Genomic DNA, 12,945 nt, shown 5'->3' with positions numbered 1-12,945 from the left:
GACTCATTCCACTAGAGTGAGCCTCAACCCACCACTCGCTAATACCCAATGGTGGCTCCAAGCCCACCGCCTACCCTCACCAGGAGAATCCAATGAGCAAGAGCGTTATCAGCAGCGACAAGGCCCCGGCCGCCATCGGCACCTATTCCCAGGCGATCAAGGCCGGCAATACCGTCTACATGTCCGGCCAGATCCCGCTGGACCCGAAAACCATGGAGCTGGTGGAAGGCTTCGAGGCGCAGACCGTGCAGGTGTTCGAGAACCTCAAGGCCGTGGCCGAAGCCGCCGGCGGCTCGTTCAAGGACATCGTCAAGCTGAACATCTTCCTCACCGACCTGGCGCACTTCGCCACCGTCAACGAAGTCATGGGCCGTTACTTCGAACAGCCCTACCCGGCCCGCGCGGCCATCGGCGTCGCCGCCCTGCCGCGCGGCTCCCAGGTGGAAATGGACGCCATCCTGGTCATCGGCTAAACCCTGCGGCGGGGCCTGCGCCCCGCCATTCTTCTCGCGCAGGAGTCGCCATGCGCCCATGCCTCAGCCTACTGCTCGCCTACGGAGTGCTCGCCGGCTGCGCCAGCCCGCCCAGCGATCCCAACGGCACCTGGATCAACCGGGCAGCGATCGAGGCCGCCAGTGAGCACGGCAGCCTGCGCGAAGCCCTGCTCGCCTACGGCCCCAATCTGGAATGGCAGATCGACGGCCAGCGCCAGCAGGCCAGCTTCAGCAATGGTTTCGAGCTGGGCGAGGGACAACTGGTCGGCGAGGACCTCGGGCGTTTTCGCATCGACTTCTACGGTGACTACCACGAATACCTCAGCCTGGACGGCGATGAACTGGCCCAGCAAGCCAGCGGCGTCTGGCCGGAGCAGCGCTTCGTCCGCGCCGACAGCGTCGCACCCGCCGACGCCCCACCCGGCAGCGCCTTCGAACAGGCGCTCTACCGCAGCTACCTGGGCGGCACCTGGACCATTCGCCAAGGCCAAGGCGAAGGCGGCCTGGTGCTGTTCCACAGCGACGGTCAGGTGCAGGGGCTACCCGGTGCAGAGCGCTATGCGCTGTGCCTGGCCGGCGACTGCGCAGCCATGAGCGGCGAGCACGATAGCCTGTGGCTGCAACTGGGCGAACAGGGCCAGGCCTGGCTGTTCGAGCACGACGGCCCACAGCTGAGCATCTTCGAGGCGCTCAACCGTGCCCCGTTCGACGAGATGCCCGATTACCAGAAAGGCGCGCAACGCTGGCTGCTCGAACGCCGCAGCCAATAGCCGTGTCTAGCCGCGGGCGCGCCGCACCTCAGGGCTCCGCCAAGATCGCCGCATAGCCCTCACGGTAGCTCGGATAGCGCGGCGTCCAGCCCAGGGCACGCGCCCTGGCGTTGCTGCAGCGCTTGCTGCCGGCGCGGCGCACGCTGGCCTGCTCGGCCCAGCCGCTCACGCCCAGCCGCTCGCGCAACCAGCCGACCACCTCGTGCAGCGGGGCCGGCTCATCGTCGACGCCGATATAGCAGTCCTCCAGCGCCGCCCCCGCCGCATCGGCCTGCAGCAGGAAGGCCAGCAGCCCGGCGGCATCGTCGGCATGGATGCGGTTGCCGTACAGCGGCGGCTCGCTGGCGACCCGATAGCCCTGACGCACCTGATTGAGCAGCCACTGCCGACCCGGCCCGTAGATACCGGTCAGGCGCACCACGCTGGCGGCAACAGCGCCGCCCAGGGCCAGGCGCTCGGCCTCGCGCAACACGCGTCCGGCATAGCCCTCGGCCAGTGCCGGCGACGTCTCGTCGACCCACTCGCCGCCCTGCTGGCCATAGACGCTGCTGCTGGAAACGAACAGCAGGCGCCTGGGCGTCTGTCCGCACTGAGCCAGCCAGCCGAGCACCCGGCGCAGCCCGTCCACGTAGGCCGCGCGATAGCCGGCCTCGTCGTGCTGGGTCGCCGCCGCGCAGTAGACCAGGTAGTCCAGCTCGCCAGTGGGCCAGGCGGGCGGGCAGCTGTCGAGCTGCAGGTCGCCTGGCACCGCCAGCAACTCGGCGGGCAAGGCCGCCACCGAACGGCGCAAGCCATACACCGTCCAGCCGGCGTCGGCCAGGCGCAGCCCCACGCGGCTGCCAACATCGCCGCATCCGGCAATCAGTAGTCTCGTCGCCCTTGCCATAAACCCCTCCGAATTTCCCAGGCGCCCAGTTTAGCCCTGTTGGTTGATTGCAATGCAAAGGCTATGCTTAGCGGCAATTTAATGGATAAACACTATGACCCTCACCGAACTGCGCTACATCGTCACCCTCGCCCAGGAGCAGCACTTCGGCCGCGCCGCAGAGCGCTGCCACGTCAGCCAGCCAACCCTGTCGGTGGGGGTGAAGAAACTGGAAGACGAACTTGGCGTGCTGATCTTCGAGCGCAGCAAGAGCGCGGTGCGCCTGACGCCGGTCGGCGAGGGCATCGTCACCCAGGCGCAGAAGGTGCTGGAGCAGGCCCAGGGCATCCGCGAACTGGCCCAGGCAGGCAAAAATCAGCTCACCGCACCGCTGCGGATCGGCGCCATCTATACGGTCGGCCCCTACCTGTTCCCCCACCTGATCCCGCAGCTGCACAAGGTGGCCCCGCAGATGCCGCTGTATATCGAGGAAAACTTCACCCATGTGCTGCGCGACAAGCTGCGCACCGGCGAACTGGACGCGATCATCATCGCCCTGCCGTTCCAGGAGGCCGACGTCCTGACCAAGGCACTGTACGACGAGCCCTTCTATGCCCTGCTGCCGGCCGACCACCCCTGGACGGCCATGCCGAGCATCGACAGCAAGCTGCTCAACGACAAGAGCCTGCTGCTGCTCGGCGAAGGCCACTGCTTCCGCGACCAGGTGCTGGAGGCCTGTCCGAGCCTGCGCAAGGGCGGCGAAGAGCAGGGCAAGCACACCACGGTGGAGTCCAGCTCGCTGGAAACCATCCGCCATATGGTCGCCTCCGGCCTGGGCGTGTCGATACTGCCGCTGTCGGCGGTGGACAGCCACCACTATGCGCCCGGGGTGATCGCGGTGCGTCCGCTCAGCGCCCCGACCCCCTTTCGCACCGTGGCCATCGCCTGGCGCGCCAGCTTCCCGCGGCCCAAGGCCATCGAGATCCTTGCCGACTCCATTCGTCTGTGCTCGGTCGCCCGTCCGCAAGCGCAAACCGCCTAGGGTTCGCCCATGACTGAGCTCGCTGCGGTATCGGTCACCGCGCTCAAGGGCGTCGGCGCCGCCCTGGCCGAGAAGCTGGCCAAGGTCGGCCTGGAGAGCTTGCAGGACGTACTCTTTCATCTGCCCCTGCGCTACCAGGACCGCACCCGCATCGTACCGATCGGCGCCCTGCGGCCCGGCCAGGACGCGGTGGTCGAAGGCGTGGTGGCCGGTGCCGACGTGGTCATGGGCCGCCGCCGCAGCCTGCTGGTACGTCTGCAGGATGGCAGCGGCACCCTGTCGCTGCGCTTCTACCATTTCAGCCAGGCGCAGAAGGAAGGCCTCAAGCGCGGCACCGCGCTGCGCTGCTACGGCGAGGTGCGCCCCGGCTCCTCGGGCCTGGAGATCTACCATCCGGAGTACCGCGCCCTGTCCGGCAACGAACCGATCGCCGTGGAACAGTGCCTGACGCCGATCTACCCGACCACCGAAGGCCTGACCCAGCAGCGCCTGCGAGCCTTGAGCGAGCAGGCCCTGGCCCGCCTCGGCCCGCGCAGCCTGCCGGACTGGCTGCCGGCGGAGCTGGCCCGCGACTACCGTCTGGCCCCGCTGGATCAGGCGATCCGCTACCTGCACCGGCCGCCGGCGGACGCTGACTTGGAGGAGCTGGCCGAGGGCCGCCACTGGGCCCAGCATCGCCTGGCCTTCGAGGAGCTGCTGACCCACCAGCTGTCGCTGCAGCGCCTGCGCGAACAGGTGCGGGCCCAACAGGCCCCGGCACTGCCGCCGGCCAAGCGCCTGCCTGCACTGTACCTGGACAACCTGGGCTTTCGCCCCACCGGCGCCCAGCAACGGGTCGGCGCCGAGATCGCCTACGACCTCAGCCAGGACGAACCCATGCTGCGCCTGGTGCAGGGCGATGTCGGCGCCGGCAAGACCGTGGTCGCCGCCTTTGCCGCCCTGCAGGCGCTGGAGGCCGGCTACCAGGTGGCGCTGATGGCGCCGACCGAGATCCTCGCCGAACAGCACTTCCTCAACTTCAGCAAATGGCTGGCGCCACTCGGCATCGAGGTCGCCTGGCTGGCCGGCAAGCTCAAGGGCAAGGCCCGCGCCGCCGCCCTGGAGCAGATCGCCGCTGGAGTACCCATGGTGGTCGGCACCCACGCGCTGTTCCAAGACGAGGTACGCTTCCACAAGCTGGCGCTGGTGATCATCGACGAGCAGCACCGCTTCGGCGTGCAGCAGCGCCTGGCCCTGCGCCAGAAGGGCGTGGGCGGGCGACTCTGTCCGCACCAGCTGATCATGACCGCCACCCCCATCCCGCGCACCCTGGCGATGAGCGCCTACGCCGATCTCGACACCTCGATCCTCGACGAGCTGCCACCGGGGCGCACGCCGGTGAACACCCTGGTGATCGCCGACAGCCGTCGCCTGGAAGTCATCGAGCGGGTACGCTCGGCGTGCAACGAGGGGCGCCAGGCCTACTGGGTGTGCACCCTGATCGAGGAGTCGGAGGAGCTGACCTGCCAGGCCGCCGAAACCACCTTCGAGAACCTCGCCGCCGCCCTCGGCGGCCTGCATGTCGGCCTGATCCACGGGCGCATGAAGCCGGCGGAGAAGGCCGCGATCATGGACCAGTTCAAGCAGGGCCAGCTGCAACTGCTGGTCGCCACCACGGTGATCGAGGTCGGCGTCGACGTGCCCAATGCCAGCCTGATGATCATCGAAAACCCCGAGCGCCTGGGCCTGGCCCAGCTGCACCAGCTACGCGGGCGGGTCGGGCGCGGCAGCGCCGCCAGCCACTGCGTGCTGCTCTACCACCCGCCGCTGTCGCAACTGGGCCGCGAGCGCCTGGGCATCATGCGCGAGACCTGCGACGGCTTCGTCATCGCCGAGAAGGACCTGGAGCTGCGCGGGCCCGGCGAGATGCTCGGCACCCGCCAGACCGGCCTGCTGCAGTTCAAGGTCGCCGACCTGATGCGCGACGCCGACCTGCTGCCGGCGGTGCGCGATGCCGCGCAGGCCCTGCTGGCGCGCTGGCCGCAGCATGTCAGCCCGCTGCTGGAGCGCTGGTTGCGCCATGGCCAACAATATGGGCAAGTGTGAACCAGTGCACAGGCGCCCGTCGCCTGAGCCTTCGATCCGCAGGCCTGCTGTTTATACTTCGGAGCACTTGCTCCCCTTGAACCGGACTTCGTCATGAGTGATGCCGCCCTCGCCCCCGCTACCGAACCAAACCCGCCAGCGGTGATCCTGCAACTGCTGGATAAACTCGGCGTGACCTACCGGGCATGCAGCGAGGAGTCGACGCTGGCGGCCGCCCAGCGCCTGCAGGCCGTGCTGCTGGAGGATCCGGTCGGCGCCCTGTTGGTGCTGTTCCCGCAGGATCAGCTGCTCGATCTCAATCGCCTGACCGAGCTGACCGGACGCCAGCTCACCGCGCTCAGGCCGGAACGCCTGCAGCGCATGCTCGCCAAGCATGCACTCGGCGTGCTGCCCGGGCTCCCCCCCCTGACCAGCTCGCCCTGCCTGTACGATGAGCGCCTGCTGCAGGTGCCCAGCCTATTTGTCGAGTCGGGCCAGCCCGGGGTGCTCCTGGAGATTCCCAGCGAGGCCTTCAAGGGCCTGCTGAGCAAGGCCAGCGCGGCGCGTTTCGGCGAGCCGCTGAGTACGATCCGGCCGAACCTGGACCGCCCGGACGACGACCGCGCGGAAATTACCCAGGCGGTCCAGGCCTTCACCGCCCGGCGCATCCAGCAGCGCCTGGAAGAAACCATCGAGATTCCGCCACTGCAGGAAACCGCACAGCGGATCATCAAGCTGCGTGTCGACCCGGACGCCACCGTGGACGACATCACTGGCGTGGTCGAGACCGATCCGGCCCTGGCCGCCCAGGTGGTCAGCTGGGCGGCTTCGCCCTACTACGCCGCGCCCGGCAAGATCCGTTCGGTGGAGGATGCCATCGTTCGCGTGCTGGGCTTCGACCTGGTGATCAACCTGGCCCTCGGCCTGGCCCTGGGCAAGACCCTGAGCCTGCCCAAGGACCAGCCGCAGCAAGCCACCCCCTATTGGCAGCAGGCGATCTACAGCGCCGCGGTGATCGAGGGCCTGACCCGCGCCATGCCCCGCGCCCAGCGCCCGGAAGCCGGCCTGACCTACCTCGCCGGGCTGCTGCACAACTTCGGCTACCTGGTGCTGGCCCACGTCTTTCCGCCGCATTTCTCGCTGATCTGCCGCCACCTGGAGGTCAACCCGCACGTGTCGCACAGCTACGTCGAGCAACACCTGCTGGGCATCAGCCGCGAGCAGATCGGCGCCTGGCTGATGCGCTACTGGGACATGCCGGAAGAACTCACCAGCGCCCTGCGTTTCCAGCACGACCCCAGCTATGCCGGCCCCCACGCGGTCTACCCCAACCTGGTCAACCTGGCGGTCGGCCTGCTGCGCAATCAGGGCATCGGTGCCGGGCCGCAACGGGAGATTCCCCAGCACCTGTTCGACGACCTGGGCCTGAGCCGCGACAAGGCCGAGGAGGCGGTGAACAAGGTGCTCGCCGCCGAGGTGGCGCTGCGCGAACTGGCATCGCAGTTCCACCCGCCGCACTGAGCCCTGGCCACGGGAGCCAGCACAGACCAGAAGGGACCGCACAGGTCCCTTTTTCATGGTCCCGCGCAGGCTACTTGAGCTTGCCGCGCCGCGCCGCGAACAGCTTCGGCAGGGCCCGCAGGCTGCCTTCGAGCAAGCGCGCAACCTCGGGCTGGCGATACAGCGCGGCATACTCGGCCAGCTCGGTGCTGGGCATCCGCCGATAGGCATAGAGCATGAAGGACTCCACCGCCTGGGCACTGCTGACCCGCAGCGCCTCGACCTGAGCCTGGGTCTGCTCCGCCAGCGCCCGCTCATCGAGGGTCTCGCCGCGGGCCCTGAGCGCCAGCAGTGCCTGGGTCTTGCCCACCTCGTAGCGCAACAGGGCGGCCAGGTCGGAGGTGTGCGCCGCGGCATCCAGGCGCCGCACCAGGGCCAGGCGCTGGCTCAAGGGCGGCCGCTCGCTGAGCCGCTGACGGTATTCGGCCAGGGCACTGGCCTGTTCGCCCACCGCCCGCTCCGCGGCGCTGAAACGCCGGGCCAGCGGGCTGTCGAGCAATGCCCGGGCCTTTTCCAATTGAGCCTGGTCGAGGGTACCGGCCAATCGCCCGGCCAGGTCCAGGCACAGCGCATCGGCAGCAAAAACCTTGTCCATCTCGGCCCGCTGCTCGCCGCTCAGCCCCCGCCGCAGCAGGGGCGCGGTCTGTTCACAGAGCAGGCGGATCCCGGCCAGCTGAAACACCGGGGCGAAGTCATCGGCTTTGGGCGGCGCGGCATGCGCCAGACCGGCCGACAGCAACAGGGCGAGGATGAGCATTGGCATGAGCAAGGCTTCCGCAGTGACTCAGCGCAGCCTAGCCAATCACGCGGGCGCCAGCCAGGCGCGGCACCCGCCAGTGGGAATCAGGCCGCCTTTTTCTCGGCGCTGCCCGGCTTTTTCGGCATCAGGTACTTGGTCAGGCCCTGGAACCACAACACCAGCGCCGGGTTGCCCTGGATCTGGATGTCCTTGTTCTGGATGCCCTGCATGAAGGCCAGCTGCTTGTTCTTCGCGCTCATGGTGGCGAAACCATAGGCGCCGTCCTTGAACCCGAGGGCAAAGGCCGGCTCGGGGGCCGGACCGCGCTTGCTGCTGATGCGCTGGTTCTTGACGATGAAATGACGGGCGATCTTGCCGTCCAGGGTGTGCAGCTGAAACTGCATGTCACGGTCGACGAGCTGTTGCTGGAAGGCGGGATTGTCGCGGCTGGCCTTGGCCATCAGGCGACCCAGCATCCACAGGAGAAAACGGAATTTCATGCGCACGGCCTCGGCGGGGAAGAAAACGGCGGCGCATTGTAGCGGTTTGCCACGAGTACTACAGCCCATCGAGCGCCGGCGGCGCGCGACCGACGAGTCATTTCACGGGTGGGTCCGGAGCCGTTGCCGGCCCCGGACGGGCGAGGCTCAGTTGACCGCGTCTTTCAGGGACTTGCCCGGCTTGAAGGCGACGGTGTTGCTGGCCTTGATCGTGACCGGCTGGCCGGTCTGCGGGTTTTTGCCGGTGCGAGCACCGCGGTGGCGCTGCACGAAGGTGCCGAAGCCGACCAGGGTCACGCTGTCCTTGCGGTTCAGGGCACCGGTGATTTCTTCCAGTACGGCGTTGAGTACACGACTGGCCTGGTCTTTGGTCAGGTCAGCCTTCTCCGCGATGGCGGCGGCGAGTTCCGGTTTACGCATAAATGCCTCTTTGACGGTTTTTTTGTTGTTGTCCGTGCTGCTCGTCCAGAACAGCGCCAAGGCGCCGCAACAGCTCTGCGCTGCGGCAGACCCTGGCAGAATGGCATGACATCTGGCGCGGCGCCAGCCTGCGACGCTACTTTGCGTCGGCCGCTTCAGGCTGTTTACGCCAGAATGCCTGACATTCACGCCAACAGGGGCGGCAGCTCCTTGTTCAGAGCCAGCTTCTCCTGCACCGCCGAGCCGGTCAGGGCGTAGCCGAGCAGCGCCCCGTCGCCATCGCGGCACAACGCCTTGATATCGGCGCCGCTGCCCTCCACCGTCCATTCGCCCTGGCGGCCGCGCGGGGGCGGCGACACGACCAGCGGACAAACCGGCGTCTTCACCGTGACCGGCATCGGCCCATAGCGCACCTCGGTCGGCTTGCCCGCGAGGGTCTGGGCCAGGGCACGGGCGCAGGCCATCAGAGGCATCACGTAGAGCAGGTTGAGGCCATCGACCTCGGCGCAATCGCCCAGGGCATAGATGTTGGCGTGGGAACTCTGCAGCAGGCGGTCCACCTGAACCCCGCGCCCCACCGCCAGGCCGGCAGCCGCCGCCAGCTCGGTGCGCGGGCGCAGTCCGACGGCCGAGATCACCAGATCGCAGGCGAGCTGGGTGCCGTCCGACAGCTGCGCCAGCAGGCCGCCGTCGACGTGGTTGAGGCTGTGCAGCACCGGGCCCAGGTGAAAACGGGCGCCCAGGCTCTCCAGCCCGGCCTGCACGGCGGCGGCCGCCGCCGGATGCAGCAGCCCGGGCATCACCTGCTCGCAGGGCGCCACCAGCTCGACCTGGAAGCCGCCGAGGCTGAGGTCGTTGGTGAACTCGCAGCCGATCAGGCCGGCGCCGAGCAGCAGCACCCGCTGCTTGCCGGCGGCGGCAGCGCGAAAGCGCGCGTAGTCCTCCAGGTCGTTGATCGGGAAGATCGCGTCCTCGGCATCGCCGGCCACCGGTACCCGGATCGGCTCGGCGCCCCAGGCCAGCACCAGGTCGCGGTAGCTCACCGCCTCCTCGCCGAGCCACAGGCGCCGATGGCCCGGGTCGATGCCGGTGACCCGGGTGTGGGTGCGGATCTCGGCGCGCAGTTGCTCGGCCATGGCGCCCGCTTCGGCCATGCACAGGGCGTCGGCATCCTTGTGCTTGCCGAAGCCGGTCGAGAGCATCGGCTTGGAATAGGAGCGGCCGTCGTCGGCGCTGATCAACAGCAGCGGGGTTTCGCCATCCAGCTTGCGGAACTCCCGCGCCAGGTTGTAGCCGGCCAGGCCGGTACCGACGATTACCAGGGGTGCACTCATGTCCTTTCCTCGATCCTGACGCGACGCGCCAGCCGCACGGCCAACGCCCCATCATGGGGTTATTCGGGGGATTGCCGGTCGGGTTCAGCCGACCTCGATCATCTCGAAATCCTGCTTGCCTGCGCCGCAGTCCGGGCACACCCAGTCGGCGGGTATGTCTTCCCAGCGGGTTCCAGGCTCGATGTTGTCTTCGGGCAGGCCTGTGATCTCGTCATAGATGAATCCGCAGACCACGCATTGCCACTTGCTCATGGGCGCCCTCGTCACTGACTCCTGCACAGACCCTACTGCAACCGTCCGGCAAGCGCCAACACCGGCGGGCGCACCAATAAAAACGGCGGCCCCAGGGCCGCCGTTCGCTAATCCTGGGCATCAGGCGATTTCGATCATCTCGAAATCCAGCTTGCCTACGCCGCAATCCGGGCACAGCCAGTCTTCCGGCACATCCTGCCAAGCGGTTCCGGCGGCGATGCCCTCATCCGGCCAGCCCTGGCTCTCGTCATAAACCAGTCCGCAGACCACGCATTGCCACTTCTTCATATCGACCTCAGGGTGTATCTAGGGGGTAACGTCAGGAAAAACTACCGCAATAGCGGGCAAACGCCAAGCCGCCAGACGCGTGCAACGGACGACTGACATCGAACCCCGCCAGCCGCTCGGCTCAGGCAGGCCAGGCCGTCTACGCCGGCTCACCCTACCGGCCGACCACCGAGGGTTGCTACACTCGCCGGCTTCCAGACCTCCGCCGTGCCGCCCGTGACCCACGCCACCCTCGCCCATCCGCCCCGCTGGCTGACCGCCAACCAACTGCACCCGGCCCCGGCCGCCGGGGTGCGTGAGTGGCTGTTCAACCAGGACTCGCTGACCCGCCGCCTCACCGCGCTGTCCAACCACGGCTTCAGCGTCAGCCCGCTGGCCGAGGGCTGGCAGCGCCTGCGCAACGACGAGTGCGCGGCCCTCGGCGTCCGCGACGGCAGCCAGGGCTGGGTGCGCGAGGTGCTGCTGTGCGGCCACGGCCGGCCCTGGGTATTCGCCCGCAGCGTGGCGGCGCGCAGCGCCCTGGAGGGCTCGGGGCTGAACCTGGCCGACCTGGGCAGCCGTTCGCTCGGCGAGCTGCTGTTCAGCGACCGCGCCTTCGACCGCGGCGCTCTGCATGCCTGCCGCTACCCCGCCGCCTGGCTGCCCGCCGCGGTGCGCGACGAGCGCCTGTGGGCGCGCCGCTCCTGCTTCAGCCGTGGCGCCCTCGGCGTGCTGGTGGCCGAAGTGTTCCTGCCGGCGTTCTGGCCGGCGGCCGGGATAGATGCCTAGGCTGGACAACCGCGACGCGCTTTCCACCGCCCCATCGCCCACCCTGATGGATCGCTAAAGCCCGATCCACCCTAGGCCGCCATCATCCGTATAATCCGCGGCAGCCCGCACGGAGACGCGCCCCGATGTACACCCGCCTGCTGAAATCGCTGAATCGCCTGCATCCTCGCGCCTGGGACTTCATCCAGCTGATGCGCCTGGAAAAACCCATCGGCATCTACTTGCTGCTGTGGCCGACGCTGTGGGCGCTGTGGGTGGCGGCCGAAGGCGTGCCCAGCCTGAAGAACCTGCTGATCTTCGTGTTCGGGGTAATCCTCATGCGCGCCGCCGGCTGCGTGATCAACGACTATGCCGACCGCGACTTCGACGGCCACGTCAGCCGCACCCGGGCGCGACCGCTGGCCAGCGGCAAGATCCAGCCGCGCGAGGCGCTGCTGCTGTTCTGCGTGCTGGTGGCGGCGAGTTTCGTGCTGGTGCTGCTGACCAACGCCGCCACCGTCTGGCTGTCCTTCGGCGGCCTGGCCCTGGCGGCCTGCTACCCGTTCATGAAGCGCTACACCTTCTACCCGCAGGTGGTGCTGGGTGCGGCCTTCTCCTGGGGCATGCCGATGGCCTTCACCGCCGAGACCGGCAGCGTGCCGGCCGAGGCCTGGCTGCTGTATATCGCCAACCTGCTGTGGACGGTGGCCTACGACACCTACTACGCCATGGCCGACCGCGAAGACGACCTGAAGATCGGGGTCAAGTCCACCGCCATCCTGTTCGGCGAAGCCGACCGGCTGATCATCGCCACCCTGCAGGGCCTGGCGCTGCTATGTCTGCTGCTGGCGGCCGCGCGTTTCGAACTGGGCCTGTACTTCCATCTGGGCCTGCTGGTGGCGGCGGGCTGCTTCGCCTGGGAATACCACCAGACCCGCAACCGCAAGCCCATGGCCTGCTTCAACGCCTTCCTGCACAACCACTGGGCCGGCCTGGCGATCTTCGTCGGCCTGGTGCTGGACTACGCCCTGAATACCTAGCCGGCGCGCATGCCTGGTGGGCGCAATTGCGACCACCAGCTGTCATATCGCTGCAATAATTCCGTTATCTAATGCGCCTACGACAGTTAAACGAGCCGAGACTGGACCCATGGTTGGCAAGAACATCCTGATCGTCGATGACGAAGCACCGATCCGCGAGATGATCGCGGTGGCCCTGGAAATGGCCGGCTACGAGTGCCTGGAAGCGGAAAACACCCAGCAGGCCCACGCCATCATTGTCGATCGCAAGCCCGACCTGATCCTGCTCGACTGGATGCTCCCCGGCACCAGCGGTATCGAGCTGGCCCGCCGCCTCAAGCGCGACGAGCTGACCTGCGACATCCCAATCATCATGCTTACCGCCAAGGGCGAAGAAGACAACAAGATCCAGGGTCTGGAAGTCGGCGCCGACGACTACATCACCAAGCCGTTCTCCCCGCGCGAGCTGGTCGCCCGGCTCAAGGCCGTGCTGCGCCGCGCCGGCCCCAGCGACAGCGAGGGGCCGATCGAGATCGGCGGCCTGCTGCTCGATCCGGTCAGCCACCGGGTGACCATCGACGGCAAGCCGGCCGAGATGGGCCCCACCGAATACCGCCTGCTGCAGTTCTTCATGACCCATCAGGAAAGGGCCTATACCCGCGGCCAGTTGCTCGACCAGGTCTGGGGCGGCAATGTCTATGTCGAGGAGCGCACCGTCGACGTGCACATCCGCCGCCTGCGCAAGGCCCTCGGCGAGGCCTACGAGAACCTGGTACAGACCGTTCGCGGCACCGGTTACCGCTTCTCCACCAAGAGCTAGTCACCCGCATTCTGGGTTAGGATTGCCGACG

Annotated in this window: 15 protein-coding genes; 8 read left to right on the top strand and 7 right to left on the bottom strand. The window is 67.9% G+C overall.

What is annotated here, in order from left to right; translation table 11 throughout:
- The first annotated feature begins 92 nt into the window (after positions 1 to 92).
- Positions 93 to 473: a RidA family protein gene (locus AB5S05_RS01900; protein ID WP_369285722.1), complete on the top strand. Its 381-nt coding sequence runs from the start codon at positions 93 to 95 to the stop codon at positions 471 to 473.
- A 50-nt stretch (positions 474 to 523) separates the two neighbouring features.
- Positions 524 to 1,264, top strand: coding sequence for a hypothetical protein (locus AB5S05_RS01895; RefSeq protein ID WP_369285721.1), 741 nt, complete (start codon positions 524 to 526; stop codon positions 1,262 to 1,264).
- A gap of 28 nt (positions 1,265 to 1,292) precedes the next feature.
- Here AB5S05_RS01895 and AB5S05_RS01890 read toward each other — a convergent pair whose 3' ends face one another.
- Entirely contained in the window at positions 1,293 to 2,150 is an 858-nt protein-coding gene (locus AB5S05_RS01890) for an NAD-dependent epimerase/dehydratase family protein (RefSeq protein ID WP_369285719.1), read from the bottom strand.
- Positions 2,151 to 2,244: 94 nt separating this feature from the next.
- On the opposite strand from AB5S05_RS01890, the gene AB5S05_RS01885 reads away from it, so the two are divergent.
- From AB5S05_RS01885 to AB5S05_RS01875, 3 genes are all read left to right on the top strand, one after another.
- Positions 2,245 to 3,171 carry a hydrogen peroxide-inducible genes activator gene (locus AB5S05_RS01885; RefSeq protein WP_369285718.1) on the top strand — a complete coding sequence of 309 codons (927 nt, stop codon included), beginning with the start codon at positions 2,245 to 2,247 and terminating at the stop codon, positions 3,169 to 3,171.
- A gap of 9 nt (positions 3,172 to 3,180) precedes the next feature.
- Positions 3,181 to 5,256, top strand: a complete 2,076-nt coding sequence (gene recG, locus AB5S05_RS01880; RefSeq protein ID WP_369285717.1) for an ATP-dependent DNA helicase RecG — start codon at positions 3,181 to 3,183, stop codon at positions 5,254 to 5,256.
- A 93-nt stretch (positions 5,257 to 5,349) separates the two neighbouring features.
- Positions 5,350 to 6,756 (top strand): aminoacyl-tRNA deacylase and HDOD domain-containing protein, encoded by a 1,407-nt coding sequence (locus tag AB5S05_RS01875; RefSeq protein ID WP_369285716.1) that lies wholly within the window; start codon positions 5,350 to 5,352, stop codon positions 6,754 to 6,756.
- Between the two features lie 70 nt (positions 6,757 to 6,826).
- On the opposite strand, the gene AB5S05_RS01870 is transcribed toward AB5S05_RS01875, so the two are convergent.
- The 6 genes from AB5S05_RS01870 to AB5S05_RS01845 form a co-directional block, all read right to left on the bottom strand.
- Entirely contained in the window at positions 6,827 to 7,558 is a 732-nt protein-coding gene (locus AB5S05_RS01870) for a hypothetical protein (protein ID WP_369285715.1), read from the bottom strand.
- Positions 7,559 to 7,638: 80 nt separating this feature from the next.
- On the bottom strand, positions 7,639 to 8,034 hold the full coding sequence (locus tag AB5S05_RS01865; RefSeq protein ID WP_369285714.1) for a helicase: 396 nt from the start codon (positions 8,032 to 8,034) through the stop codon (positions 7,639 to 7,641).
- 147 nt (positions 8,035 to 8,181) lie between these two features.
- Positions 8,182 to 8,454 (bottom strand): HU family DNA-binding protein, encoded by a 273-nt coding sequence (locus AB5S05_RS01860; protein WP_208707821.1) that lies wholly within the window; start codon positions 8,452 to 8,454, stop codon positions 8,182 to 8,184.
- A 185-nt stretch (positions 8,455 to 8,639) separates the two neighbouring features.
- Positions 8,640 to 9,788: an NAD(P)/FAD-dependent oxidoreductase gene (locus AB5S05_RS01855; protein ID WP_369285713.1), complete on the bottom strand. Its 1,149-nt coding sequence runs from the start codon at positions 9,786 to 9,788 to the stop codon at positions 8,640 to 8,642.
- Positions 9,789 to 9,872: 84 nt separating this feature from the next.
- Positions 9,873 to 10,040, bottom strand: coding sequence for a rubredoxin (locus tag AB5S05_RS01850; protein WP_369285712.1), 168 nt, complete (start codon positions 10,038 to 10,040; stop codon positions 9,873 to 9,875).
- A 120-nt stretch (positions 10,041 to 10,160) separates the two neighbouring features.
- Positions 10,161 to 10,328 (bottom strand): rubredoxin, encoded by a 168-nt coding sequence (locus tag AB5S05_RS01845; protein ID WP_369285711.1) that lies wholly within the window; start codon positions 10,326 to 10,328, stop codon positions 10,161 to 10,163.
- Positions 10,329 to 10,544: 216 nt separating this feature from the next.
- On the opposite strand from AB5S05_RS01845, the gene AB5S05_RS01840 reads away from it, so the two are divergent.
- The 3 genes from AB5S05_RS01840 to phoB all read left to right on the top strand — a co-directional run bounded on the left by AB5S05_RS01840 (position 10,545) and on the right by phoB (position 12,914).
- Positions 10,545 to 11,096, top strand: a complete 552-nt coding sequence (locus tag AB5S05_RS01840) for a chorismate--pyruvate lyase family protein (protein ID WP_369285710.1) — start codon at positions 10,545 to 10,547, stop codon at positions 11,094 to 11,096.
- Positions 11,097 to 11,221: 125 nt separating this feature from the next.
- Positions 11,222 to 12,115, top strand: coding sequence for a 4-hydroxybenzoate octaprenyltransferase (ubiA, locus tag AB5S05_RS01835; protein WP_369285709.1), 894 nt, complete (start codon positions 11,222 to 11,224; stop codon positions 12,113 to 12,115).
- Positions 12,116 to 12,224: 109 nt separating this feature from the next.
- Positions 12,225 to 12,914 (top strand): phosphate regulon transcriptional regulator PhoB, encoded by a 690-nt coding sequence (phoB, locus tag AB5S05_RS01830; protein ID WP_369285708.1) that lies wholly within the window; start codon positions 12,225 to 12,227, stop codon positions 12,912 to 12,914.
- The last annotated feature ends 31 nt before the right edge of the window (positions 12,915 to 12,945 follow it).

This window comes from Pseudomonas zhanjiangensis (assembly GCF_041027545.1).
GTDB lineage: Bacteria > Pseudomonadota > Gammaproteobacteria > Pseudomonadales > Pseudomonadaceae > Aquipseudomonas > Aquipseudomonas zhanjiangensis.
This window is presented reverse-complemented; position numbering and strand designations above follow the sequence as displayed.